The 25,150-nt window shown below is 70.7% G+C and carries 20 protein-coding genes; 10 read left to right on the forward strand and 10 right to left on the reverse strand.

Annotated elements, in window-relative coordinates; translation table 11 throughout:
- Window positions 1-30: 30 nt before the first annotated feature.
- Window positions 31-1,425, reverse strand: a complete 1,395-nt coding sequence (locus tag AAME72_RS13350) for a cytosine permease (protein ID WP_348787041.1) — start codon at window positions 1,423-1,425, stop codon at window positions 31-33.
- Between the two features lie 130 nt (window positions 1,426-1,555).
- A complete protein-coding gene (locus AAME72_RS13355; protein WP_348787042.1) occupies window positions 1,556-1,933 on the reverse strand; it encodes a (deoxy)nucleoside triphosphate pyrophosphohydrolase in 378 nt (125 codons plus the stop codon).
- Between the two features lie 58 nt (window positions 1,934-1,991).
- On the opposite strand from AAME72_RS13355, the gene AAME72_RS13360 reads away from it, so the two are divergent.
- Window positions 1,992-3,245: an APC family permease gene (locus tag AAME72_RS13360; protein ID WP_348787043.1), complete on the forward strand. Its 1,254-nt coding sequence runs from the start codon at window positions 1,992-1,994 to the stop codon at window positions 3,243-3,245.
- Window positions 3,246-3,303: 58 nt separating this feature from the next.
- A complete protein-coding gene (locus AAME72_RS13365) occupies window positions 3,304-3,846 on the forward strand; it encodes a cysteine hydrolase family protein (protein WP_348787044.1) in 543 nt (180 codons plus the stop codon).
- Window positions 3,847-3,935: 89 nt separating this feature from the next.
- On the opposite strand, the gene AAME72_RS13370 is transcribed toward AAME72_RS13365, so the two are convergent.
- The 7 genes from AAME72_RS13370 to hpaH all read right to left on the reverse strand — a co-directional run bounded on the left by AAME72_RS13370 (window position 3,936) and on the right by hpaH (window position 11,956).
- Complete coding sequence (locus AAME72_RS13370) at window positions 3,936-5,066, reverse strand: hypothetical protein (RefSeq protein WP_348787045.1); 1,131 nt, start codon at window positions 5,064-5,066, stop codon at window positions 3,936-3,938.
- Between the two features lie 96 nt (window positions 5,067-5,162).
- Window positions 5,163-6,296, reverse strand: a complete 1,134-nt coding sequence (gene hpaD, locus AAME72_RS13375) for a 3,4-dihydroxyphenylacetate 2,3-dioxygenase (RefSeq protein ID WP_348787046.1) — start codon at window positions 6,294-6,296, stop codon at window positions 5,163-5,165.
- A gap of 64 nt (window positions 6,297-6,360) precedes the next feature.
- Window positions 6,361-7,908, reverse strand: coding sequence for a 5-carboxymethyl-2-hydroxymuconate semialdehyde dehydrogenase (gene hpaE / locus AAME72_RS13380; protein ID WP_348787047.1), 1,548 nt, complete (start codon window positions 7,906-7,908; stop codon window positions 6,361-6,363).
- A gap of 26 nt (window positions 7,909-7,934) precedes the next feature.
- Window positions 7,935-8,627, reverse strand: coding sequence for a GntR family transcriptional regulator (locus tag AAME72_RS13385; RefSeq protein ID WP_348787048.1), 693 nt, complete (start codon window positions 8,625-8,627; stop codon window positions 7,935-7,937).
- Window positions 8,609-10,042, reverse strand: coding sequence for a fumarylacetoacetate hydrolase family protein (locus AAME72_RS13390; protein WP_348787049.1), 1,434 nt, complete (start codon window positions 10,040-10,042; stop codon window positions 8,609-8,611). The genes AAME72_RS13385 and AAME72_RS13390 overlap by 19 nt, the downstream gene beginning before the upstream one ends.
- A gap of 331 nt (window positions 10,043-10,373) precedes the next feature.
- Window positions 10,374-11,186 carry an aldolase/citrate lyase family protein gene (locus AAME72_RS13395; protein WP_348787050.1) on the reverse strand — a complete coding sequence of 271 codons (813 nt, stop codon included), beginning with the start codon at window positions 11,184-11,186 and terminating at the stop codon, window positions 10,374-10,376.
- Window positions 11,171-11,956 carry a 2-oxo-hept-4-ene-1,7-dioate hydratase gene (hpaH, locus tag AAME72_RS13400; RefSeq protein WP_348787051.1) on the reverse strand — a complete coding sequence of 262 codons (786 nt, stop codon included), beginning with the start codon at window positions 11,954-11,956 and terminating at the stop codon, window positions 11,171-11,173. The genes AAME72_RS13395 and hpaH overlap by 16 nt, the downstream gene beginning before the upstream one ends.
- A 311-nt stretch (window positions 11,957-12,267) precedes the next feature.
- Between hpaH and AAME72_RS13405 the strand changes: the two genes are divergently transcribed.
- The 5 genes from AAME72_RS13405 to AAME72_RS13425 all read left to right on the forward strand — a co-directional run bounded on the left by AAME72_RS13405 (window position 12,268) and on the right by AAME72_RS13425 (window position 19,758).
- Window positions 12,268-13,788: an ABC transporter substrate-binding protein gene (locus tag AAME72_RS13405; RefSeq protein WP_348787052.1), complete on the forward strand. Its 1,521-nt coding sequence runs from the start codon at window positions 12,268-12,270 to the stop codon at window positions 13,786-13,788.
- 87 nt (window positions 13,789-13,875) lie between these two features.
- Window positions 13,876-14,817, forward strand: coding sequence for an ABC transporter permease (locus tag AAME72_RS13410; RefSeq protein ID WP_348787053.1), 942 nt, complete (start codon window positions 13,876-13,878; stop codon window positions 14,815-14,817).
- A complete protein-coding gene (locus AAME72_RS13415) occupies window positions 14,814-16,637 on the forward strand; it encodes a dipeptide/oligopeptide/nickel ABC transporter permease/ATP-binding protein (RefSeq protein ID WP_348787054.1) in 1,824 nt (607 codons plus the stop codon). The genes AAME72_RS13410 and AAME72_RS13415 overlap by 4 nt, the downstream gene beginning before the upstream one ends.
- On the forward strand, window positions 16,634-17,464 hold the full coding sequence (locus tag AAME72_RS13420; protein WP_348787055.1) for an ATP-binding cassette domain-containing protein: 831 nt from the start codon (window positions 16,634-16,636) through the stop codon (window positions 17,462-17,464). Before AAME72_RS13415 ends, AAME72_RS13420 begins: the two co-directional genes overlap by 4 nt.
- Window positions 17,434-19,758, forward strand: coding sequence for an arylsulfatase (locus AAME72_RS13425; protein WP_348787056.1), 2,325 nt, complete (start codon window positions 17,434-17,436; stop codon window positions 19,756-19,758). The genes AAME72_RS13420 and AAME72_RS13425 overlap by 31 nt, the downstream gene beginning before the upstream one ends.
- Before the next feature lie 112 nt (window positions 19,759-19,870).
- On the opposite strand, the gene AAME72_RS13430 is transcribed toward AAME72_RS13425, so the two are convergent.
- Complete coding sequence (locus AAME72_RS13430) at window positions 19,871-21,310, reverse strand: aldehyde dehydrogenase family protein (protein ID WP_348787057.1); 1,440 nt, start codon at window positions 21,308-21,310, stop codon at window positions 19,871-19,873.
- Window positions 21,311-21,511: 201 nt separating this feature from the next.
- Here AAME72_RS13430 and AAME72_RS13435 point away from each other — a divergent pair, with 201 nt between their 5' ends.
- From AAME72_RS13435 to gap, 3 genes are all read left to right on the forward strand, one after another.
- The gene (locus tag AAME72_RS13435) at window positions 21,512-22,984 is read left to right on the forward strand and encodes an FAD-dependent oxidoreductase (RefSeq protein ID WP_348787058.1); all 1,473 of its coding nucleotides are present in this window, start codon (window positions 21,512-21,514) and stop codon (window positions 22,982-22,984) included.
- Between the two features lie 55 nt (window positions 22,985-23,039).
- Window positions 23,040-23,996, forward strand: coding sequence for a helix-turn-helix domain-containing protein (locus AAME72_RS13440; protein WP_348787059.1), 957 nt, complete (start codon window positions 23,040-23,042; stop codon window positions 23,994-23,996).
- Window positions 23,997-24,101: 105 nt separating this feature from the next.
- Entirely contained in the window at window positions 24,102-25,097 is a 996-nt protein-coding gene (gap, locus tag AAME72_RS13445; protein ID WP_348787060.1) for a type I glyceraldehyde-3-phosphate dehydrogenase, read from the forward strand.
- Window positions 25,098-25,150: the final 53 nt, after the last annotated feature.

Here is a 25,150-nt window from a genome sequence, read left to right on the forward strand (position 1 = left end):
GGTGCGGGTGGTGCGGGTGGTGCGGGTGGATCAGTTGGAGGGGATCGCCTCTGCGCTGCCTGTGGTGCCGGTGGTGCCGCCGGTGCCGGTCTCCGTCGCCGGGTCGGCCGCGCTCGCCGGCTGCAGGGTGCGGGCACGGCCGACGCCGCGCACCCAGCCCAGGCGCCCTGCGATCGTGTAGAGCACGATCGAGAGGATGAGCGAGGAGATCGCCGGGATGCCCCAGGTGACGAAGTAGCCGACCAGCGACGACACCAGCCAGATGACGATGGTCGCCGGGACGATCCGCGGCGCGTACTCGGGCAGCCGGCCGGAGGCGCGGGTCGCCTCCAGGTCGCCGCGCCAGCGCCGCACGAAGAAGTACTCGGCGACGATGATGCCGGCGATCGGCGGGAAGGCGACGCCGAGGACGGTGAGGAATCCGGTGAACTGCGCCAGGATGCCCGCGGCGGCAAGCACCGAGCCGACGACGCCGAGGACGATCGTGGTGGTGACCCGGTGCAGATTCTTCGAGAACGCGGTCGAGATGAAGTTCACAAGGCCCAGGGTCGACGAGTACAGGTTCCAGTCGTTGATCTTCAGGGTGCCGGTGATGACGATGATCAGGCCGACGAAGCCGATGGAGGACGTGACGATCGCCACGATGTTGCCGCTGGCGGCCGCGTGGGCCAGCAGCACGCCGGCCAGGCCGATCACGAACTCGCCGAGGGTCACGCCGACGACGGTCTGCTTGACGACGTCCGCCTTCGAACGGTTGAACCGTGTCATGTCGGCGGTGATGATCGCGCCGACGATCAGGCCGCCGGCGACGATGCCGGTGCCCTGCCAGACGGTCATCGTCGGACCGGGCGCGGGGGAGGTGAGCAAGTCGCCGAGCGAGTGCTTGCTCAGCTCGCTGATCACCGACCACCCGACCAGGATGAGGAACAGCGGCACGGTGATGTTCGCCAGCCACTGCATCCCGACGAAGCCGTACGCGACGATAGCGGTGACCGCGAGCCCGAACAGCAGGCTCCACACCCAGATCGGCATGACGCCGGGCATCAGCGCGTCGAGCGACTCCGCCGAGATGGCCGACTGGATGCCGAACCAGCCGATCAGGCTGATGCCGATCGCGAGGCCCACGAGCGAGGCGCCGATCTCGCCGAAGCCGGTCCAGCGGGCCAGGAGGGCGGTGTTCAGGCCCTCCTTCTGCCCGATGATGCCGACGATGCACATGATGACCTCGAGGATGATCGAGCCGAGGAGCAGGGCGAGTGCGGCCTGGCCGAAGCTCATGCTGTAGCCGAGGGTCGCGCCGAGGAGGAACTGCGAGAGGGCCGAGACCTGACCGAATCGCTGCACGGCGATCCCGAACCAGGGCTTGCGCGCGTCCGGGGTGACGCGGCTGAGGGCGAAGTCGTCGGCATGTGCTGTACGTGCCATGAGGGGTCCTATCGACGAGTGGGAGGGTTGCGAACACGGTAGTTCGCCGCCTCCGGTCGAGGAATGTGCGTTGTGCACGAATCGCATGGTTCAGTGTGCGGAGTGCACACATCCAGGCCTTCGCGTGCGGTCAGCCAGCGGTCAGGAGCGCGACGACCGGCCGGTCCGCGTCCGCCCAGTCCAGCCCGGCGAGCTCGGCCGGCAGCAGCCAGCGCAGGGCGTCGTGGTCGGTGCTGCCCGTGGGGAGGGGCCCATCCAGCGCGGCGGCGTAGCAGGCGAGGTCGACCCGGCCGGTCGCGGTGCGGTCCAGCAGCTCGCCGACGTGGATGCGCGCGCCGAGCTCCTCGCCGATCTCGCGCGCGAGCGCCTCCTCCGGGCTCTCCCCGGCCTCCACCTTCCCGCCAGGGAACTCCCAGCGTCCCGCCGCGTCCTTGTGCGGGGCCCTGCGGCAGGCGAGCAGGCGACCGTCGTGCTCGATGACGGCGGCGACGACGTGGATGCGACTCACGCCTCCATTGTGCCGTGCGGGTCGGGAGGCGTTCGCCCGGCGCCGCTACGATCTGCCTGTGACCCAGCCCTCCCTGCAGCGCCGTCTCGGCCTCGGCGACGCCGTGTTCATCGGACTCGGGTCCATGATCGGGGCCGGGGTGTTCTCCGCGTTCGCGCCGGCGGCGCACGCCGCCGGAGGCGGGCTGCTGATCGGTCTGCTGCTCGCAGCGGGCGTGGCGTTCTGCAACGCGACCGCGTCGGCGCAGCTCGCGGCGGTGCACCCGACCTCGGGAGGGACCTACGCGTACGGCCGCGCGGAGCTCGGCGACTGGTGGGGCTTCGCGGCCGGCTGGAGCTTCGTCGTCGGCAAGACCGCGAGCTGCGCGGCGATGGCGCTCACGTTCGCCGCATACGCCGCCCCGCCCGGCTGGGAGCGGCCGGTGGCGGCCATCGCCGTGGCGGCCCTGGTCGCCGTGAACGCGTTCGGTGTCACCCGCACGGCCCAGCTGACGCGCATCCTCGTCGTGGTGTCCCTCGCCGTGCTGGCGCTGGTCGCGATCGCCGGGGGCGCCGCGCCGAAGACCGGACTCGGGTCGCCGGCCGCGCTCGGCGCCGGCGGCGTGTACGGGATCCTGCAGTCGGCCGGCCTGCTGTTCTTCGCGTTCGCGGGGTACGCCCGGATCGCCACGATGGGGGAGGAGGTGCGCGAGCCGGGGCGCACCATTCCGCGTGCCGTGACGCTGGCCCTCGGGATCACCGTGGTCGTGTACGGGGTCGTCGCGGTGACCGTGCTGCTGGTGCTCGGCGCCGCGGGGACCGCGGGATCGGCGGCCCCGCTGGCCGACACGGTGGCGGCGGCGGGCTGGGGATGGGCGGCTCCGGTCGTGCGCGTCGGGGCGGCCACGGCCTCCCTCGGCGCCCTGCTGGCCCTGGTCGCGGGGATCGGCCGCACGACCCTGGCGATGGCCAGGGAGGGCGACCTGCCCCGCGCGCTCGCCGTCGTGCATCCCCGCTGGCGGGTGCCGAGGCGGGCGGAACTGGTGCTCGGTGCCGTCGTGATCGTGCTCGTGCTGCTGGTCGACCTCCGCGGGGCGATCGCCTTCTCATCGTTCGGCGTGCTGCTCTACTACTTCGTGGCGAACGCGGCGGCGCTCCGGCAGCGCGGCGAGGCGCGCCGCTACCCGCGATGGTTGCAGATCGCCGGGATGGCCGGGTGCGCCGTCCTCGCCGTCACCCTCCCGCTCGTCGGTGTCCTCGTCGGGGTCGCCGTCGTCGTGGTCGGCTTCGCCGTGCGCGCCGTCCGGCTCGCCGTGGAACGCAGGGCGGGATGACCCGGCGACCGGATGCCGCTGCCTCGGCCCCGGGGCGCGGGTCTGAGAGGATGAGGGCGTGACCGCATCCTCGTCCTCCGTCCTGCTCGTGATCGACCTGCAGAAGGGGGTGCTGCCGGGATGCTTCGACGCCGACGGGGTCGTCGAGCGCACGGCCGCGCTCGTCCAGCGCGCTCGCGCCGAGGGCGCGCCGGTCGTCTGGGTGCAGCACGAGGAGGAGGGCATGCCGTACCGCAGCGAAGACTGGCACCTGGTTGACGCCCTGGTCCCGGCCGACGGCGAGCCGCGCGTTCGCAAGGCCTACCGCGACGCCTTCGCCGACACCGAGCTGGACGAGGTGCTCGAGCGTCTGGATGCGACGCGCCTGGTGGTCGCCGGCGCGCAGAGCGACTACTGCATCCACACGACCACGCAGAGCGCCGCGGTGCGCGGCTACGACGTCGTGCTGGTCGGGGACGCGCACACGACGGTCGACACCGAGTGGGACGGCGTCGCCATCAGCGGCGAGCAGATCGTCGCGCACACCAACCGCTACTTCGCCGGCCTGCGCTATCCCGACCAGGAGTTCGCGGTCGCTCCCGCCGCCACCGTCGCCCTCTGAGCCCGCCGAGGGGCACGTCGTTGTCGCTTTCGCGGCCCGCAAGCGACAACAACGTGCCCTCGGCGGCTGACGCGACGGGAGGGGTGCGCCTAGGGCCGCCAGCGCAGCTCGATGATCTCGTGGGCGTCGCTCAGGTAGAAGACGTTCTGCGTGCCGTCGTCCACCTCCACGAACGCGGCGGCATCACCGACCACCGCCGGGGCGCCCACCCTGGCCGCGATGTCGTTCACGTGCCACGCGCCTGCGCTCCACCACAGCTCGTGGATGTGCGAGTCCGTGCCCGCGTAGAACACATGTTGGGTGGCGACCGGCTGGAAGAGGCCGGACTCGAAGGCGTAGCAGGCGGGACTCGAGCCCTGGGACGCGGGAGTCGTCGCGGACGCAGCGGCGGTCAGGTCGTTGTGGTGCCAGCCGGCGGTGCTCCACCACAGCTCGTGGACGTGCCCGTCCGTGCCGACGTAGTCGACGTGCTGCGTCCCCTCGCCGCGGAACACGTAGCCGTGGATCGTCTCGCACTCGGACACGCCCGGCGCCCCGGTCGCCGCGGTCAGGTCGCCCCAGTGCCAGCCGGAAGCGTCGGCCCAGTACTCGATGATGTGCCCTGGCTGCAGCTCCGCCGACGTGTGCACGATGACATGGGCGGTCCGCTGATCCTCGAACGAGTAGCCCACCGGAGCCGAGAGCGGGTCGGCGTTCGGCGCTCCGGCCGCGGCCGTCAGGTCCAGGTGGTGCCAGCCGTCGCCGGAGTTGCTCAGCTCGTGGACGTGCAGGTCCCTGCCCTGGTAGACGACGCGCTGGGTGCCGTCGTAGTACGTCTCGTAACCGGACGGCTGGCCGATCGCGAGCGGGGCGTGCGCGGCGTTCGTGAGGTCGTTCGCGTTCCAGCCGTCGTCGCTCGTGTACCAGAGCTCGTGCACGTGACCGTCGAACTGCCTGCCCTGATAGACGACGTGCTGCGAGCCCTGGTGCGCCCAGATGTAGCCGTTCGCGTTGGTCGCGGCGGCGGCGCCTCCCGCCTCCGAGACCAAGTTCTTCACGTGCCAGTCGTCGCTCTGGCTGCAGTACAGCTCGTACAGCTGGCCGTCATCGCCGTTGGTGCTGTCGAAGCCTTGGAAGACGACGTGCCGGGTGAACTGCGCGAACAGCCACGCCGTCGGCTGGTAGACGGCCTCGCGCGCTCCCGCGGTGGTGGTCGTGAGGTTCTTGATGCTCCATCCCATGGTGTGCTCCGATCTCGAACGCACCCAGGGTAGGACCGTGGACGCCGAACGGGGCCCCGGAAAATCCGGGAGCCCCGTTCGGCGCCGCGGAGGCGGCTAGACCTGCGCGCCGAGCTTGAAGCCCTTCTCCTCGTCGCCCTTGCGGGTGTACGAGAAGCCGTCGGCGCCGATGGTGACCTCCATCTCGGAGTCGTCGGTGCGAGCCTGAAGCGGCTTGGGGTTGCCGTCCAGGTCGAGCACGAGCGAGGCGTCCGTGTACCAGGACGGCACGACCGGGTTTCCCCACCAGTCGCGGCGCTGGTTGTCGTGCACGTCCCAGGTGACGACGGGGTTGTCCGGGTCGCCGGTGTAGTAGTCCTGCGTGTAGATCTCGACACGGTGGCCGTCGGGGTCGCGCAGGTACAGGTAGAACGCGTTCGATACGCCGTGCCGGCCGGGGCCGCGCTCGATGACGTCGCTCATGCGCAGCGCGCCGAGCTTGTCGCAGATCGCGATGATGTTGTGCTTCTCGTGCGTGGCGAACGCGACGTGGTGCATGCGCGGGCCGTCGCCGCCGGTCATCGCGGTGTCGTGCACGGTGGGCTTGCGGCGCATCCAGGCGGCGTACGTGGTGCCCTCCGCGTCCTGGATGTCCTCGGTGACGCGGAAGCCGAGGTCCTCCATGTACTTCACGGCGCGCGGGACGTCCGGGGTCACCTGGTTGAAGTGGTCGAGGCGGACGAGCGCGCCCGGCGTGTAGAGGTCGTAACGCCAGGCGAGGCGCTCGACGTGCTGCACGTCGTAGAAGAACTCGTACGGGAAGCCCAGCGGGTCCTCGACGCGGACGGAGTCGCCGACGCCCTTCGTGTAGCCCTCGGCGCGACGCTCGACGCGGCAGCCGAGCTCGGTGTAGAACGCGACGGCGCGGTCCAGGTCCTCCGGGGTGCGCACACGGTAGGCGAACGCGGCGACCGCGGCCACCGGGCCCTTCCGCAGCACGAGGTTGTGGTGGATGAACTCCTCGAAGCTGCGCAGGTAGACGGCGTCCTCGTCCTCTTCGGTGACCACCAGGTCCAGCACGTTCACGTAGAAGTTGCGGCTGGCCTCGAGGTCCGTGACGACGAGCTCCATGTAGGCGCAGCGGACGACGTCCGGCGGGGTGGCCTTCGGGGTGGGGATGCGGTCCGCCGGCGCCGGGACCGGGTCGCTGCCGGTCACGGTGGGCTCCGGGGAGTCGGGGGTGATGGTCATGGTGCTGTGTTTCCTCTTCGTCGAGTGGTGGTGGTTCATGTCGTTCGTGTCGTGCGCGTCGCGCTCAGGCGTCGCCGGCGTCTTCGGCCGCCTCGGCGGCCTGCTCCGGCGTGTGCTCCGTCGCGCCGAAGCGGGCGGTGTGCACCGCGCCGAGCGTGATGTGCACGGCCTGCTGGTCGGTGTAGAAGTCGATGGAGCGGTAGCCGCCCTCGTGCCCGAGGCCCGACGCCTTCACGCCGCCGAACGGGGTGCGCAGGTCGCGGACGTTGTGCGAGTTCAGCCACACCATCCCCGCCTCCACGTTCTGGGCGAAGGTGTGCGCGCGCTCCAGGTTGCTGGTCCAGATGTAGGCGGCCAGGCCGTAGCGGACACCGTTGGCGAGCTCCAGCGCCTCCTCGTCGGAGTCGAACGGGGTGATCGCGACGACCGGGCCGAAGATCTCCTCCTGGAAGATGCGGGCGTCCGGCTTCACGTCGGCGAAGACCGTCGGCGCGACGTAGTTGCCGTGCTCCAGGCCGGCCGGACGGCCGCCGCCGGCGAGCAGACGGCCCTCCTGCTTGCCGATCTCGACGTAGCTCATCACCTTCTCGTGGTGCTCGGGGTGCACGAGCGCGCCCACCTCGGTCTTCGGGTCATGCGGATCGCCGACCACGATGTTCTTCGCGCGGGCGGCGTAGCGCTCGCAGAACTCCTCGTACACGGCGCGCTCGACGAGGATGCGGGAGCCGGCGGTGCAGCGCTCGCCGTTCAGCGAGAAGACGCCGAAGAGGGTCGAGTCGATCGCGGCGTCGAGGTCGGCGTCGGCGAACACGACGGCGGGGGACTTGCCGCCCAGCTCCATCGAGAGGCCCTTCAGGTACGGGGCCGCGTTCGCGAAGATGATCTGCCCGGTGCGGCTCTCACCCGTGAAGGAGATGAGCGGGACGTCCGGGTGCTTGACGAGCGCGTCACCCGCCTCCTCGCCGAGGCCGTTGACCAGGTTGAAGACGCCGTCTGGCACGCCGGCATCGCGGAAGATCTTCGCCCACAGGCTCGCCGACAGTGGCGTGAACTCGGCCGGCTTCAGCACGACGGTGTTGCCGGTGGCGAGCGCCGGGGCGAGCTTCCAGCTCTCCAGCATGAACGGCGTGTTCCACGGCGTGATGAGGCCGGCGACGCCGATCGGCTTGCGGTTGACGTAGTTGAGCTGGCTGCCGGGCACCTTGTAGGCGTCGTCGGCCTGGGCGACGATGAGGTCGGCGAAGAACCGGAAGTTCTCGGCGGCGCGCTGCGCCTGGCCGAGGGCCTGCGTGATCGGCAGGCCGGTGTCGAACGTCTCCAGCTCCGCCAGCCGGGCGTCCTGCGCCTCCACGGCGTCGGCGATGCGGTTCAGCACGCGGGCGCGCTCCCGCGGCTTCATCCGCGGCCAGGGGCCGGACTCGAACGCGCGCTTCGCCGCGGCGACGGCGAGGTCGATGTCCTCCTTCTGGCCTGCGGCGGCCTGCACGTAGGTCTCGTTCGACACCGGGTCGAGGACGTCGAAGGTCTTCCCCGAGACGCTGTCGACGAACTCCCCGTCGATGAAGTGCTGGATCGTGCTCGGAAGGTTCTCCGGGATGTGGTGCTGCGCCATGCGCGGCCTCCTGTCGTTGCTGTCGGTCAGTGCTGCTGCTGCGTGTGCTCGTGCTCCAGCTGGTAGCTGTGCAGGGCGTCCAAGGTCGCCAGCCGGTGGCGGCGGGCGGCGAGCTCGATCTCCAGGGCGTCCGCCCCGGACTCGATGAGCCGGAGGATCTGCTCGTGCTCATCGACCGACTCGCGGGCGCGCCCGGGCACGAAACTGAAGGTGGAGTCGCGCAGCACGGTCAGGCGGTTCCAGCCGCGGTGCACGAGGTCAAGGATGTGCGGGTTCGGGCACTCCTCGAAGAGGACGGAGTGGAACTCCTGATTGAGCTGCGTGAAGCGGTGCGGGATGAAATCGTCGAGGCACGCGATCATCTCGCGGTTGACCATGCGCGCCCGGTGCAGGTGGTCGCCGTTCAGGAGGGGAGCGGAGAGCTGGGTCGCCGCCCCCTCGACGAGCGCGAGCGTCTCCATCGTGTAGGTGTACTCGGCGTCCTGCAGCAGGGCGACCTGGGCTCCGACGTTCTTCTCGAACGTGACGAGTCCCTCGGCCTCGAGCCGCCGGATCGCCTCGCGCACGGGCACGACGCTGATGTCCAGCTCGCCGGCGATCTGGCCCAGCACGAGCCGGAAGCCCGAGACGTAGCGGCCGTCGTCGATGCGGGCGCGGATGAAGTCGTACGCCAGCTGCGACTTGCTCGGAGCGGCGGTCTTCAGCGCTGCGTCAGCCATACGCGGTACCTCTCCTTCCACGCGGCGTTCATCGGGAACAGGCCCTCGATGCGCTCGCCGACCGCCACCATCTCGGCGATGAACTCCTCTTCGCGCTCCTGCTCGATCGCGTCGGCGACGACCTCCTCGACCAGGGCGGGCGGGATGACCAGCAGGCCGTCCGCGTCGCCGACGATCACGTCGCCGGGGAGCACGGTCGCGCCGCCGCACGCGATGGCGATGTCCGCATCCCACGGCACGTGCCTGCGTCCGAGCACCGCGGGGTGCGGGCCGGCGTGGTAGGTCGGGATGTCGAGGGCGGCGACGACCGCGAGGTCGCGCACGCCGCCGTCGGTGACGATACCGGCGGCGCCGTTGACCTGCGCCCGCAGGGCGAGGACGTCGCCGACGGTGCCGCTGCCGCGCTCGCCGCGGGCCTCGATCACGAGCACCTCGCCGGGGCCGACCGCGTCGAAGGCGCGCTTCTGGGCGTTGTAGCCGCCGCCGTGCGAGGCGAAGAGGTCCTCGCGGTTCGGCAGGTAGCGGAGCGTCTTGGCGGTGCCGACGACGCGGGTGCTCGGCCGGGTGGAGGCGAGGCCGTCGATCGAGACGTTGTCGAGGCCGCGCTTGCGCAGCTGGGAGCTGAGGGTGGCGGTGGCGACGCTGGACAGCTTCGCGCGCAGCTCATCGGTGAGCACGAAGCCCGGTTGTGCGGGCGTGCCCCACGCCTCCGAGCGCTGGTGGTCGTCGACGCTCGGCTTCGTGCCGAAGTCGCCGAAAGGCACCGTGCCCTCGGTGATGCGGGTGACGAGACGGCCGGAAGTCGGCGCTCCGGGCGCGCTGGGCGCATCCACCTCCACCTCGACGGTGTCGCCGGGCTGCGTGACGGACGAGCCGGCCGGTGTGCCGGTGAGGATGACGTCGCCCGGCTCCAGCGTCATCAGCTGGGAGAGGTCGGCGACCAGGCGGCCGAACGGGAAGAGGAGGTCGTCGGTCGTGCCCTCCTGCACCAGCTCGCCGTTCACCCAGGTGCGCACGCGCAGCGCGTCCGGGTCGACCGAGGCGGCGGGGATGACGTCGGGCCCGAGCGGTGTGAAGCCATCGCCGCCCTTCGAGCGGACGTTCGAGCCCTTGTCCGCGGCGCGGAGGTCGTACACGCCGAAGTCGTTCGCGGCCGTGACGCCGGAGACGGCGGCCCAGCCCTCCTCGGGGGAGACGCGGCGGGTCGGCCGGCCGATGATGAGCGCGATCTCGCCCTCATAGGCGAGCAGCTCGGTGCCGGCGGGGCGCTCCAGCTTCTCGCCGGTGGCGGCGACCGAGGATGCGGGCTTCAGGAAGTACGAGGGCTGCGCCGGGGTGCGGCCCCGCTGAGCGGCCCGGGAGCGGTAGTTCAGGTGCACCGCGATGATCTTGCCGGGGAGGCTGATGGCGCTCACGGGTGGATGCTCCTCGTCGTCGGGGATGGATGGAACGTATTCGAGATTGTATACGATCTGGAGAGGGCGGGCAAGGACGCCGGGATGGCGGGGATGCTGGGCCGACCGATTCGTGCGGGGGCCTCCGCAACTCCGGAGAACTCGGCCGGAGCGACCCGAAACACCGGAGCTCCGGACGAATCGGGCACCCGGCGTGCAGGGTCTCCGGAGTTGCCCGCAACTCCGGAGAGTCGGCGCTGGGACGGACCGAATCGACCGGAAATCCGGAGATCCGCGTCCACGGGGCCGGGAACTCCGGAATTGCCAGCAAGCGGCGCGGATGAGAGGCGCATCAGTAGGAGGCCGGCGCCGGGGCGGCGGGGTCGTCGCCGATGAAGCGGGTGGCGAGGCCCTCCGACGCGCGGGCGAGCAGGGTGACGTCGCTGCCGACGAGCACGTAGGCCGCGCCGGCTGCGACGTAGCGGTCGGCGGTGGCGGGATCGAAGGCGTTGACGCCGACCGGGGTTCCGGCCGCGCGGCCCGCGCGGATGACGTCCTCGACCGCGGCCACAACGTCCGGGTGGTTCTGCTGGCCGAGCAGGCCCATCGAGGCGGCGAGGTCGGCCGGGCCGACGAGGATGGCGTCCACGCCGTCCACCGCCGCGATGTCCGCCGCGGCGGCGAGTCCCTCGGTGGTCTCGATCTGAACGGTCAGCGACACCAGCTCGTGGGCCCGCGCCAGGTAGTCGGGGATACGGCTCCACCGCGACGAGCGCGCGAGCGCGCTGCCGACGCCGCGCACGCCGAGCGGGGGATAGCGCACGGCGCGCACCATCGCCTCCGCCTGCGAGACGCCGTCGACCATCGGTACCAGCAGGTTCTGCGCACCGAGGTCGAGCAGCTGTTTGAGGATGACGGGGTCGCCGATGGGCGCGCGCACCAGCGGCACCGCCGGGTAGGCGGCGACCGCCTGCAGCTGGGCGAGGATCGACTCCAGCCCGATGGGGGAGTGCTCGCCGTCGATGAGGACGATGTCCAGGCCACTGCCCGCGCAGATCTCGGCCACCAGCGGACTTCCCGCGCACGACCACATCCCGAACAGGGCGCGGTCGGCCGCGCGCAGGCGGTCGGCGAAGGTCGGAGTCGGGGTCAGGTGAATCGGCATGTGACGGCTCCCAGGGTTCCGTAGTCGGCGTGGACGGTGTCGCCGCGCTCCACCCACATCGGGCGGGTGAACGATCCGGCGAGGACGATGTCTCCCGCGTCCAGCCGGGTGCCGTGCTGGGCGAGCTTGTTCGCGAGCCAGGCGACGCCCCTGGCGGGGTGGTCGAGCACCGCCGCGGCGACGCCGGACTCCTCGATCGTCTCGTTGCGGTAGAGCAGGGCGCCCACCCAGCGCAGGTCGACCGCGTCCACTGCGACGGGACGCCCGCCGACGACCATCCCGCCCATCGCCGCGTTGTCGGAGATGGTGTCGACGATGGTCCGGCCCTGCATCTGGATGCGGGAGGAGAGGATCTCCAGCGCCGGCACCACGTACTCCGTCGCGCTCAGCACATCGAACAGGGTGACGTCCGGTCCCTCCAGGGGCGACGCGAGCACGAACGCGAGCTCGACCTCGATGCGCACGTTCGAGTACTGGTCGAACGGGATGACCGAACCGGTCTCGTAGACCATGTCGGCGAAGATCGCGCCGTAGTCCGGCTCGGTGATGCCGGTCGCCTGCTGCATCACCTTGGAGGTGAGCCCGATCTTGCGGCCCACGAGCCTGCGCCCGGCGGCGAGGCCGCGCTCCACCCACACGCGCTGCACGGCGTAGGAGTCCTCCACCGTCATCTCCGGGTGGCGGGCGGTCAGCAGCGGGACGGTGGTCCGGTCCCGCTCGGCGGTCGCGAGCTCGTCCGCGATGGCCTGGATGGTCGTGGTGTCGAGCACCGTGAGGGCTCCCTTCGACGTCGGAGGAGGGGCGTTGATGCCCCGTGTGGATCGTATATCATCCCGTACATCCCGTACATCCTGGCCACGGCCGTGCGCGGAATGGCGACGGGAATGCATGGATTTCGTGTCCGCCACCCCGCCGTGTCAGGCTTCTCCTGTCGTTTTTCTCCACTAGTTGCCTTTCTTGTCAACAACTGTAGAATTACCGCCACGGCACAGCGGAGTGTCGGCCGATCACGGTCGGCGGTCGCTCCACCTGTCGCTGTTTCGAGTTCCACACCCTGCCTTGCGAACCGAGAGAAGACACCATGAAGAAAGCACTGATCGCGGTGGCACTGGCCTCCGCGACCGCGCTGGCGCTGAGCGCCTGCGGCTCCGGGGGAAGCGACACCACGAGCACGACCGGTGCGGCCGGCGGCCCGCTGAACATCGGCAACTTCGCCGACGTCACCAGCTGGGACCCGTCGCTGGCCGATGTCGGCTTCGACGGCCCCTACCTGTCCGCCGTCTACGACCCGCTGATCGCCGTCGACGGAGACGGCAAGCCGGTCCCGGCTCTCGCGACCTCCTGGAAGGTCTCCGACGACTACAAGAAGGTCACCTTCGACCTGCGCACCGGCGTGACGTTCTCCGACGGCGAGATGTTCGACGCGGCCGCCGCTGTCAAGAGCCTGGAGTACCTGAAGCAGGGCGCGCGCAGCGGAGAGGCGTACGCGAGCGTCGACAAGTTCGTCGCAGTCGACGACAAGACCGTCGAGATCGATCTGAAGGAGCGCGACGACACGCTGCTCTACTTCATGGGCATCGGACGCAGCTACATGATGGCCCCGAAGGCGATCGCGGCGGGGACGCTGGCCAAGGAGCCGGTCGGCTCCGGCCCGTACACGCTCGACTCCACCTCCGTCGCCGGCTCCGAGTACCACTTCGCCAAGGTGAAGAAGCACTGGGACGCGAAGGAGTTCCCGTTCGACCCGCTGGCGATCTACCCGATCCAGGACGCGACCGCGCGTGACAACGCGATGCTCTCCGGGCAGATCAACGTGAACTACGCCGACGACACCGCCCTCAAGCAGGCCAAGGAGAACGGCTGGAACGTCGCCGCCAAGGTCTCCGGCTGGGTCGGCCTGCAGTTCACCGACCGCGCCGGCACGAAGTTCAAGCCGCTCGGCGACGAGAAGGTTCGCCAGGCGCTCAACTACGCGTTCGACGGCGCGAACATCCTGAAGTCGGTCGGCAGCGGGGCGGGCAAAGTCTCGAACCAGGTGTTCCCGGCGGGTCTGCCCGGCAATGTGGAGTCGCTGAACTCGATGTACGCCTACAGCATGTCCAAGGCGAAGTCGCTGCTCGCCGAAGCCGGCTACGCGGACGGGTTCGAGCTGCACATGCCGATGTCGCAGGTCTTCCAGGTCTGGCAGCCGGTGGTCGACCAGACCTTCAAGCAGCTGGGAATCACGGTCACCTGGGACGACATGCAGTACATGGACTACCAGAAGAACGCACCGACCTACCCGATGTTCGTCGCCTTCCTGTCGATGGACGCCAACCCGGTCGCGACGGTCCAGCGCATGATCAACCTGCCGCAGTGGTACAACCCCACTCCGGAGGTCGACCAGTTCCCGGACGTCCAGGCCGCCGTCCAGAAGGTCCTCGCAGCGGACCCGAGCGAGCAGAACGCCCAGATCGAGGCTCTCAACAAACTGGTGACGCAGAAGGCGTGGTTCTCGGTCTGGTACCAGGCCAACAACAGCTACACCTCCGCCTCCACCATCCAGGTCACGCCGGTGGTCGGGATGATGTTCCCCACGCTGCGCCAGATCGCAGCCAAGTAGGTCGGCCGGGGGCGGGCCGCGCAGCCGGCACGGCCCGCCCCCTCCACCCGCCCCGCCCATCCACCCGACCGGCAGGAAACCCCGCACATGATCAGATTCACGATCAAGAGGCTCGTCTCGGGCGTCATCCTCTTGGTGGCCGTCTCCATCGGCACGTTCTTCCTCGCCCACGCGGCCATCGGAGACCCGACCGCCGGCCTGCTCGGCAGCTCGGCGACGCCGGCCCAGCAGGCTGCGCTCGCGGCCAAGATCGGCACCGACCGGCCGCTCCTCGTGCAGTTCTGGGACTGGGGAAGCCACGCGATCCTCGGCGACTTCGGCGACTCGTGGCGCAACTTCCAGCCGGTGAACGCGCAGATCGCGATCAAGCTCCCGGTGACGCTCTCGGTCGTCACCGCGGCGACGCTGCTGTCGGCGGTCTTCGGGGCGATCTTCGGCATCCTCGCTGGTCTCCGCCCCGGCAGCGTGCTGGACAAGATCATCAAGGCCGCGTCGGTCATCCTCTTCGCGCTGCCCGGGTTCTGGGTCAGCCTGGTGCTGGTCATCTGGTTCGCGGTGAACCTCAAGTGGTTCCCCGCGGTCGGCTACGTGCAGCCCCAGGTCAGCGTGGAGGGCTGGATGCGTTCGATCACGCTCCCGGCGATCGCGCTCTCGCTCGGCGCGATCGTGATGATCGCCGAGCAGCTGCGCAACGCGATCATCTCCGCGAACAACCAGGACTACGTGCGCACGCTGCGCAGCCGCGGGCTCTCCCAGCCGCGCGTCGTCGTGCACCTGGTCCGGAACGCCGCTCCCGCCTCCCTCACCGTGCTCGCCCTGATGTTCGTCGGCCTCCTCGGCGGGGCGATCGTGGTGGAGCAGATCTTCTCCCTGCCGGGGATCGGCGCCCTCACCTCGGGCTCCTCCCAGAACGGTGACATCCCCATCCTGCTCGGCATCACCGTCATCACGGTCATCTTCGTGGTGGTCGTCAACTTCGTCCTGGATGTGGTGCTCGGCTGGATCAACCCGAAGGCGCGTGTGCAATGACGGCGACTGAAGTCATCATCGACCCGAAGGCGGCGCTCGCGCCGCGGCGCGGCTCCACATTCGTCCGCTTCCTGAAGCGGCCGGCCGGTGCCATCTCGTTCGGCGTCCTCGCCCTGGTGCTGCTCGTGGCGGTCTTCGCGCCGCTGCTGTCGCCGCACGACCCGAACTTCGTCGACCTCGCCCTGACCAAGGCGCCGCCGAGCGCCGCGCATCCCCTCGGCGGGGACAGCGCGGGCCGGGATGTGCTCAGCCGGTTGATCTGGGGGACGCAGTCCACGTTGTGGGGCGCGTTCGTCACCATCGTCGTCGCCATGATCGTCGGCGTGCCCGCCGGCCTCGCCGCCGGATACTACGGTCGCACGTTCGACCGCGGCGCCACCTGGGTGAGCGATGCGCTGCAGGCTGTGCCCGGCATGATCATCCTGCTCATCGTCGCCGCGGGCACCCGCAACGACTTCACGGTGCTGATGGCCACCCTCGGTGTGTTCATGGCGCCGGGCTACTTCCGCCTCACCCGCTCCACCGTGCTGGCTGTGCGCAACGAGCCGTATGTGGACGCTGCGCGCGTCTCCGGCCTCGGCAACGCGCGCATCATGGCCCGGCACATCGTCAAGGCGGTCTACGCCCCGGTCATCATCCAAACTGCGCTCACCGCGGGCATGGCGATGGGCATGCAGGCCGGGCTCCAGTTCCTCGGCATCGGCGGCGCGCGCACGCCCGGCTGGGGCGCGATGATGAACGAGGGCTTCCGCACCATGCTGACCAGCCCGCTGCTGCTGCTCTGGCCGTCGCTCGCGCTCGGCATCACGATCGCGGCCCTGGCGGTGCTCGGCTCGACGCTCGCCGATGTCGTCAGCGTGAAGACGCCGGTGCACCGTCGCAAGCGCCGCGGCCGTTCCCCGGGCGCGGAGCCCGCGACGGTGACGAGCTCCACGGGTGCGGTGGCGCACCGCGCGTCCGACTCCGCGGTGCGGATCGAGAACCTGCGCGTGAACTACGCGGCCGCGGACGGGGGCGAGACGGAGGTGGTGCACGGCATCACACTCGACGTCGCACCCGGCGAGGTGCTCGGCATCGTCGGCGAGTCCGGCTCCGGCAAGTCGCAGACGGTGTTCAGCATCCTGGACCTGCTGCCGGCGGGCGGCGCCTGCACAGCCGACGCGATCTGGATCGGCGGGCGCGACGTCACCCGGCTCGGCCACCGCGATCGGCAGAAGCTGCTCGGCGACGAGGTGGGATACGTCCCTCAGGAGCCGATGTCAAACCTCGACCCGTCGTACACGATCGGGTACCAGCTGATGGAGCCGCTGCGCTCGGTCCACAAGCTGTCCCGCGCGGACGCCAGGAAGCGTGCGCTCGAGATGCTGGAGAAGGTCGGCATCGTCGACCCGCCGCGCGTGCTGAAGTCCTACCCGCACCAGGTCTCCGGAGGAATGGCCCAGCGCGTCCTGATCGCCGGGGCGATCGCGGGGAAGCCCTCCGTGCTCGTCGCCGACGAGCCGACGACGGCGCTCGACGTGACGGTGCAGGCGGAGGTGCTGGAGCTGCTGCGCGAGCTGCAGCAGGAGTACAGGATGGCGCTCGTCATCGTCACCCACAACTTCGGCGTCGTCGCCGACATCTGCGACCGCGTCGTGGTGATGCGCGCCGGCGAGATCGTCGAGATCGGCGACGTCGACAGCATCTTCGCGAACCCGACCAGCGACTACACCCGCGAACTGATCGCCGCATCCCTCGACGGCGCGGAGAGCCGCAGCGAGCTCGACGCGACGCTCGTGGGAGGACAGGACACCGAGACCAGGAAGGCGGTGCTGGCATGACCGCATCCACCCCTCTGCTGACCGCCGAGAACGTGGTGGTCGACTACGGCCAGCGCCGTGGCTCGTTCCGCGCGCTGAAGGAGGTGTCGATCGAGGTCGGGGCGGGGGAGTGCGTCGGGCTCGTCGGCGAGTCCGGCTCCGGCAAGTCGACGCTCGGCAAGGCGATCCTCGGGCTGGTGCCGGTCACCAGCGGCACGATCACGTTCGACGGCTGCGACATCACCCGGCTGAAGGGCGCGAAGCGGCGGGAGCTCGCCTCCAGCATCCAGGTCGTCTTCCAGGACCCGTACGGGTCGCTGAACCCCGCGATGACCATCGGCGATATCCTCGCAGAGCCGCTCACCACGGCGGGGACCGGGCGCAGGCAGGCCAGGGCGTCCGTCGCCGAGATGCTCGAGAGGGTCAAGCTTCCCGCGAACGTGCTCGACCGGTACCCCAAGGAGTTCTCCGGCGGCCAGCGCCAGCGCATCGCGATCGCCCGCGCCCTGGTGCGCAAACCCCGGCTGATCGTCTGCGACGAGCCGGTCAGCGCTCTCGACCTGACCACGCAGGCGACGATCATCGACCTGTTCATCGACCTGCAGCGCGACACCGGGGTCTCCTACCTGTTCGTCTCGCACGACCTCGGCGTCGTCCGCCGCATCTGCCACCGCGTCGCGGTGATGTACCGCGGCGAGATCGTGGAGACCGGGGACGGCGAGCAGATCACGCGCGACCCGCAGCATCCATACTCCCGGCGGCTGCTGACGGCCTCGCCGATCGCGGACCCGGTCAAGCAGGCCGAGCGTCGCGCGGCGTGGCTGAAGCTGCGGGAGCAGGCGGCGTGACGGACGCGCCGCCGAGCCGAGGGTACGAGGGCTTCGCCGGCGTCGTCGCCGAGGTCGCGAGCGCGTCGGTGCCGTCGTGGCCGCCGCGGGTGCGCGCGCGGGAGGGCGCGCCGAACGTGGTCGTCGTGCTGCTGGACGACCTGGGCTTCAGCGACCTGTCGCCGTTCGGCAGCGAGATCCGCACCCCCGCCGTGCAGGAGCTGGCGGAGACCGGCTACCGGTTCACGAACTACCATTCGACGCCGGTGTGCTCGCCCGCACGTGCGGCGCTGCTGACCGGCCTGAACCCGCACCGGGCCGGCTTCGCGTCGGTGGTGCACGCGGATCCCGGCTTCCCCGGCTATGTGATGGAGATCGCGGAGGACGTACCGACGATCGCGCAGTCGTTCCGCGAGTCCGGCTACGCCACCTTCATGGTCGGCAAGTGGCATCTGACCACCGAGTCGAAGATCCACGACGGGGCCGACAAGAGCTCATGGCCGCTGCAGCGCGGCTTCGACCGCTACTTCGGCTCGATGGACGGTTTCACGACGCTGTTCCACCCGCACCGGCTGGTCTCCGACAACTCGCCGATGATCGTGGACGAGTACCCGGACGGCTACTACCTCACCGACGACCTCACCGACCGCGCGATCGGGATGGTCAGGGCGCTGCGCGCGAACGACCCGGACAAGCCGTTCTTCCTGTACTTCGCGCATCAGGCGGTGCACGGTCCGATCCAGGCGAAGCCGGAGGACATCGACGCCTACCGCGGTGCGTACGAGAGCGGCTGGGACCACATCCGCTCGGAGAGGTTCGCCCGCCAGGTGCGCGACGGCCTGTTCCCGGCCGGCACCGAGGCGGCGCCGGGCGACGTGTCGTGGGCGTCGCTCACCGAGGAGCAGCGCGACCTCTTCGCGCGCTACATGGAGGTCTTCGCGGCCGCGGTCGACAACGTCGACCAGAACCTCGCCCGGCTGCTGGACGAACTGCGCGAGCTGGGGGAGTACGAGAACACGATCGTCGTGGTCGCCTCCGACAACGGCGGCACCGGCGAGGGCGGCCCGGAGGGCACCCGCAGCTACTTCAGCCAGTTCGTGCAGCTCGCGGGCCTTCCTGCCGACTGGGAGCGGGACGTGGACCGCGACCCGTCGCTGATCGGCGGCCCGCGGGTGCACGCGCACTACCCGGCGGGCTGGGCGCGCGTCTCGAACACGCCGTTCCGGCTCTACAAGGGCGCGACCTACGAAGGCGGGATCCGCGTGCCGCTCGTGGTGTCGTGGCCCGCCGGGCTTCCGCGCGCGGAGGGCGACGACGGCATCCGCCCGCAGTACGCCTACGTGACCGATCTCGGACAGACGGTGCTCGCGCTGGCCGGGGTGCCGCGCGCCGCATCCCCGCACGAGGTGGACGGTGTGCCCTTCGACGACGTGCTGCGCTCGCCGCGCGCACCGGCGGCCCGCACGGAGCAGTATTCGGAGTTCGCGGGCAACCGCGCGTTCTCCCGCGGCCGCTGGAAGATCGTGACGCAGCACCGCTGGGGCGACGCGTACGACGACACGGAGTGGCGGCTCTACGACACCTGCGAGGACCCGACGGAGGTGCGCGACCTGGCGGCCGTGCATCCCGACGTCGTCGCGGAGCTCGCGGCGCAGTGGCACCGGGCGGCGTGGTGGAACACGGTGTTCCCGCTGGACGACGACGGCTCGCTGTTCACGCACCGGCCGTCGACGGAGCTGGAGCTGGAGCGTCCCGTGACGCTGTATCCGGTCACGGCGACGCTGGAGCGCTTCCGGTCGGCGAAGCTGACGAAGCTGCGCAGTTTCGACGTGCTGGTGCGCGCCGATCTCGGCAGCGGGGAGGGCGTGCTACTGGCCCACGGTGACCAGGGCGGCGGATACGCGCTCTCGGTGCGGGCGGACATGCTCGAACTGGCATACAACGAGTACGGGCGGATGCACCGGGCGTCGGCGCCGCTCGGTGGGCCGGCCGTCGGCGGCCGAGGCGAGGCAGAGGTGCTGCTGCGCTTCGCCGCGGAGCCCGGCCTGCGCTGGCGGATCACCGCATCCATCGACGGGGAGATGCTGTTCGCCATGGACCCGCTGCTCCAGCTGCTCGGGATGGCGCCCTTCACCGGCATCAGCGTCGGCCTCGACCGCGGCGGACCCGTGGACTGGGAGCGCTACGAGAAGCGCCGCTCCGACCCCTTCACCGGGACGCTGCGCTGGGTGCGCTACCTGCCGGGCGACCGCGCTCCCGAGAACCCCGAGGTCATCATCCCCGTCGAGCAGGCCGTCGCCCGCATCTACGAGTAGCCGCGCCGCACCGCCCGGCCCCGCCCCGCCAACCGCCGAGGGGCACGTCGTTGTCACTTTTCCGCCCGAAAAGTGACGACAACGTGCCCCTCGGTGCCCGCTGCGCGGCGGGTCAGTAGTGCAGCCAGACCGACTTCGTCTCGGTGTAGGCGTCGATCGCCCACGGGCCCATCTCGCGGCCCCAGCCGCTCGCCTTGTAGCCGCCCCAGGGCGCCGCCATGTCGGGGATGGAGGGCATGTTCACGAACACCGCGCCGGCCCGGATGCCGTTCGCGAGCCGCTGAGAGGTCGCGATGTCCTTCGTCCACACCGTCGCCGCCAGGCCGTACTCGGTGTCGTTGGCCCGGGCGATGATCGCATCCAGCTCGTCCGTGTCCTCGTACGAGGTGATCGAGAGCACAGGGCCGAAGATCTCGTCGTGCATGATCGTCATCTCGTCGGTCACGCCGGCGAACACGGTCGGGGTGAAGAAGTAGCCGTCGCGGTCGGCGCGTGCGCCGCCGGTGACGACCTCCGCACCCTGCCGGCGGCCCGCCTCTACCAGCCGCTCCACGTGACCGAGGTGCTTGGCCGAGACGAGCGGGCCGAGGTCGGTGCCCTCCTCGAGGCCGTTGCCGAGGCGCAGGCCGGAGACGCCGCCCGCGAGCTTGTCGACGAACTCCGCCTCGCGCTTCTTGTCCACGTAGAACCGGGTGTAGGCCGCGCAGACCTGACCGGAGTTCAGGATGCTGCCCTGGATGTTCCCGGCGACGGCGGCGTCGATGTCCGCGTCCGCCGCGATGATCGACGGCGCCTTGCCGCCCAGCTCGAGGGTGAGCCGCTTGAGGTTGGAGTCGGCGGCCGCGTGTGTGATGATCTTGCCGACCGCGGTGGAGCCGGTGTACGAGAGGTGGTCCACATCCATGTGCCCCGCCAGCAGCGCGCCGGTCGAGCCGTCGCCGGTCACCAGGTTCACGACGCCGTCCGGGATGCCCGCCTCGCGGCACAGCTCGACGAGCCGGATGCTGGTGAGCGGGGTGACCTCGCTCGGCTTGATGATCACGGTGTTGCCGGTCGCGAGCGCAGGGGCGAGCTTCCAGGCGAGGATCATCAGCGGGAAGTTCCACGGGGTGATCAGGGCGTTGACGCCCACCGGCTCCCGGCGCGTGTAGTGCAGCGTGTCGGGGAAGGAGACGGGGTTCACGGTGCCCTGGATCTTGGTGACCCAGCCGGCGTAGTAGCGGAAATGCTCCGCGGCGCCGCCGACACTGACCATGCGCGAGATGCCGATCGGCTGGCCCTGGTCGCGGGTCTCCAGCGCGGCCAGCTCGTCCGCGTGCTTCTCGATGAGGTCGGCGAGCCGGAACAGCAGCGCGGCGCGCTGGACGGGGAGCAGCCCGGGCCAGTCGGCCCGGCCGAGGGCGGCGCGGGCGGCCGCGACGGCGGCGTCCACATCCGCGGCGGTCGCGGTGCCGACCTCCTCGATGACCTGCTCGGTGGCGGGGTCGATGGTGGCGATGGCGCCGCCCGACGCCTCCGCCCACTCGCCGTCGATGAACAACTTGGTGGCCACGGGGTGCTCCTTCGCTTGCCTGTGGTCTGCGGGACCGTTGGGTGGGACGTGACCAGTGTCCAAAGCGGCGGCTCGGGCTGTCTTGACCGGCAGGGCATGGCCGTTGACGATGCGGGAACGTCGCGCGCGCGAGCGTTCCGCGCGGGCTCCGGGCCGTGCCAGCCTCGCAGGTGACCACAGCTCTCGACGAGGAGGACCCCCATGGACGTCATCGTGATCGGCGCCGGCTCTGCCGGAAGCGTCGTGGCCAGGAGGCTTGCCGACGCTGGGCACACGGTGACCGTGCTGGAGGCGGGCGGCGAGGACCGCAACCCGGCCATCCACGACCCGTCGCGGATGGGCGAGCTCTGGCACAGTCCGGACGACTGGGACTACTTCACCGTGCCGCAGGAGCACGCGGCCGGGCGCCGGCTGCACCTGCCGCGCGGCAAGGTGCTCGGCGGCTCGCACGCGCTGAACGCCATGATCTGGGTGCGCTGCGCACCGGCGGACTACGACGGCTGGGCCGAGCGCGGCAACGACGGCTGGGCCTGGGACGACGTGCGCGCGCTGTTCGAGGAGGCGGAGGGGATGCTGTCGGTCACCGACGACTACCCGCTCGACCCCATCCAGGAGTCCATCATCGAGGCGGCCGTTCAGGAGGGACTGGAGCGGAACCCCGACTACAACGGCGACCACCTCGACGGCGTGTCGCAGCAGCAGATCACGCTGCGCGACGGCAGGCGCTGGAACACCTACATGGCGTACCTGAAGCCGGTGCGCGACCGGGTGGACGTGCGGACGGGATGCTGGGTGCACCGACTGCTGATCGAACGCGGTGTCGACGGAGGACCGCGGGTCGTCGGCGTCGAGTTCGAGCAGGACGGCGTGCTGCAGCAGCTGCGGGCGGATGAGGTCGTGCTGTCCGCGGGCGCGATCGACTCCCCGCGCATCCTGTTGCGCAGCGGAATCGGCCCGGCGGACGAGCTGCGCGAGCTCGGCATCGAGCCGGTCGCCGACCTGCCGGGCGTCGGCCGCAACCTGCACGACCACCTGCTCTCGCCGGTCATCTTCGGCACCGAGCGTCCGGTCGGCCCGCCGCGCGAGGGCGTCTCGGTGACGCAGTCGCACCTGTTCTGGAAGAGCGAGCCGGAGCTCGCGGTGCCGGACACCCAGCCCATCCACTTCTCCGTCCCGATGTACCAGGACGGCATGACGGGACCGGCGGACGGGTTCTCGCTGATGGCGGGAATCGTCTCGCCGAAGGCGCGGGGAAGCGTGCGACTCTCCGGCCCGGGACCGCGCGACCCGCTGCTCATCGACCTGGACGCGCTCGGCCACCCGGACGACGTCGCCTCCCTCGTCGCCTCCGTGCGCCAGTGCCGCAGCATCGGCGCCCGGCCGGCGCTCGCCGCGTGGGGCGCGAGCGAGGTGCATCCCGGGCCCGAGATCGGCGACGAGGGGCTGGAGGACTACGTGCGCCGCACCGCGATCACGTACCACCACCAGGTCGGCACCTGCGCGATGGGCGTCGGCGAGGACGCGGTGGTCTCACCGCGGCTGCGGGTGCACGGCGTCGACGGGCTCCGCGTGGCGGACGCGTCGGTGATGCCGACGGTGACCACCGGCAACACGAACGCGCCGAGCGTCATCATCGGCGAGCAGGCTGCGCGTTTCATCCTCGCCGACGCCTGACGCGCGCGGCGCCTACCGTCCGCCGGTCCGGCGGCGGACGCAGTAGCGTTGTGGGGTGCCCGAGCGTCTCCACCGCGTCGCCGTCCTCGTGCTGGAGGGCGCGAAGCCGCTCGATGTCGGCATCCCGGCGCAGGTGTTCACCACGCGCGCGAGCATGCCGTACGAGGTGCGGGTCTGCGGCGCGGCGCCGGGGCTCGTCACCGGAGGCGACGGCCTGTCGTACCACGTGGCGTCCGGCCTCGAGGCGCTCGAATGGGCCGAGATCGTCTTCATTCCCGGCTACCGCCACCCCGACCGCGAGGACCCGCCGGCGGAGGTGGTGGATGCGCTGCTCGCCGCCCACGAGCGCGGCGCCCGGCTCGCCGCGATCTCGACGGGCGCGTTCGCCCTCGCCGCGACCGGCCTTCTCGACGGCAAGCGGGCGACGACGCACTGGCATTACACCAGGGCCCTCGCCGCGAAGCACCCGCTGATCCGGGTCGACGAGAACGTGCTGTTCGTCGACGAGGGCGACGTGCTCACCTCCGCGGGCGCGGCGAGCGGCATCGACCTGTGCCTGCACATCCTGCGCGGCGACCTCGGCATCGCCGCGGCCAACCACGCGGCCCGCCGGCTCGTCGCCGCACCCTACCGCAGCGGCGGCCAGGCGCAGTATGTTCCGCGCAGCGTGCCGGAGCCGCTCGGCGAACGGTTCGCCGAGGTGCGGGAGTGGGCGCTGCACCGGCTGGGCGAACCGCTGACCCTGGAGGTGCTCGCCCGTCGCGCGGCGGTGTCGCCGAGGACCTTCTCCCGCCGGTTCGTCGAGGACACCGGCTACACGCCGATGCAGTGGGTGATGCGCGCGCGGATCGACCTCGCCAGGGAGCTCCTGGAGCGCTCCGAGCGCAGCGTCGAGCAGATCGCCGCGGACGCCGGTCTCGGCACCGGGGCGAACCTGCGGCTGCACTTCCAGCGCATCCTCGGGACGACGCCGAGCGAGTACCGCAGGACGTTCGCGGGCGACCCCGAGTGACCGTGGACTGCGTGGCGTGATGCTTTCGAACCGTGTCGTTCCTGCCGCTGTCGTGCCGAGACGCGCGGAGAGACGCTGAGGGGGAACGAAAGGACCACCACCCCCATGACCCGCATCGCCATCAACGGATTCGGCCGCATCGGACGCAACGTGCTCCGCGCCCTGCTCGAGCGCGACACCACCCTCGAGGTCGTCGCCGTGAACGACCTCACCGAGCCGGCCGCCCTGGCCAAGCTCCTCGCCTTCGACTCCACCGCCGGACGCCTCGGCCGGCCTGTCTCCGCCGAGGGCGACGAGCTCGTCGTCGACGGCCGCCGCATCAAGGTCCTGGCCGAGCGCGAGCCCGCGCAGCTGCCCTGGGCCGAGCTCGGCGTTGACATCGTTCTCGAGTCCACCGGCCGGTTCACCTCGGCGACCGCCGCCCGCGCTCACATCGAGGCCGGCGCGAAGAAGGTGCTCGTGAGCGCGCCCGCCGACGGCGCCGACGTCACCCTGGCCTACGGCGTCAACACCGACGCGTACGACCCCGCCGTGCACACCATCGTCTCCAACGCGTCCTGCACCACCAATGCGCTCGCGCCGCTGGCCGCCGTGCTGGACGAGCTGGCCGGCATCGAGCACGGATTCATGACCACCGTGCACGCCTACACGCAGGAGCAGAACCTGCAGGACGGCCCGCACCGCGACCCGCGCCGTGCGCGTGCCGCCGCGGTCAACATCGTTCCGACCACGACCGGCGCCGCGAAGGCGATCGGCCTGGTGCTGCCGAACCTCGACGGCAAGCTCTCCGGCGACTCCATCCGCGTGCCCGTCCCCGTCGGTTCGATCGTCGAGCTGAACACGACCGTCTCCCGTGAGGTGACCCGCGAGGACGTGCTGGCCGCGTACCGCGCCGCCGCCGAGGGGAAGCTCGCGGGCGTGCTCGAGTACTCCGAGGACGCGCTGGTGTCCTCCGACATCACCGGCAATCCGGCCAGCTCGATCTTCGACTCCGCGCTGACCCGCGTCGACGGCAAGCACGTCAAGGTCGTCGCCTGGTACGACAACGAGTGGGGCTTCTCCAACCGCGTCGTCGACACCCTCGCCCTCCTGGCCGAGTAACCGCCGACCCGCGAGTACGAAGAAGGTCGCCCGAAAACCGCCGAGTACGCAGA

Source organism: Leifsonia sp. NPDC080035 (assembly GCF_040050925.1).
In the GTDB taxonomy this organism is placed as follows: domain Bacteria; phylum Actinomycetota; class Actinomycetes; order Actinomycetales; family Microbacteriaceae; genus Leifsonia.

Bases quoted from the DNA above. Each gene is read 5' to 3' on its own strand.
- AAME72_RS13350 (WP_348787041.1), bottom strand. From the start codon at position 1,425: ATGGCACGTACAGCACATGCCGACGACTTCGCCCTCAGCCGCGTCACC.
- AAME72_RS13370 (WP_348787045.1), bottom strand. From the start codon at position 5,066: ATGGGATGGAGCATCAAGAACCTCACGACCACCACCGCGGGAGCGCGC.
- hpaD (WP_348787046.1), bottom strand. From the start codon at position 6,296: ATGACCATCACCCCCGACTCCCCGGAGCCCACCGTGACCGGCAGCGAC.
- hpaE (WP_348787047.1), bottom strand. From the start codon at position 7,908: ATGGCGCAGCACCACATCCCGGAGAACCTTCCGAGCACGATCCAGCAC.
- AAME72_RS13385 (WP_348787048.1), bottom strand. From the start codon at position 8,627: ATGGCTGACGCAGCGCTGAAGACCGCCGCTCCGAGCAAGTCGCAGCTG.
- AAME72_RS13395 (WP_348787050.1), bottom strand. From the start codon at position 11,186: ATGCCGATTCACCTGACCCCGACTCCGACCTTCGCCGACCGCCTGCGC.
- AAME72_RS13405 (WP_348787052.1), top strand. From the start codon at position 12,268: ATGAAGAAAGCACTGATCGCGGTGGCACTGGCCTCCGCGACCGCGCTG.
- AAME72_RS13410 (WP_348787053.1), top strand. From the start codon at position 13,876: ATGATCAGATTCACGATCAAGAGGCTCGTCTCGGGCGTCATCCTCTTG.
- AAME72_RS13415 (WP_348787054.1), top strand. From the start codon at position 14,814: ATGACGGCGACTGAAGTCATCATCGACCCGAAGGCGGCGCTCGCGCCG.
- AAME72_RS13420 (WP_348787055.1), top strand. From the start codon at position 16,634: ATGACCGCATCCACCCCTCTGCTGACCGCCGAGAACGTGGTGGTCGAC.
- AAME72_RS13435 (WP_348787058.1), top strand. From the start codon at position 21,512: ATGGACGTCATCGTGATCGGCGCCGGCTCTGCCGGAAGCGTCGTGGCC.
- gap (WP_348787060.1), top strand. From the start codon at position 24,102: ATGACCCGCATCGCCATCAACGGATTCGGCCGCATCGGACGCAACGTG.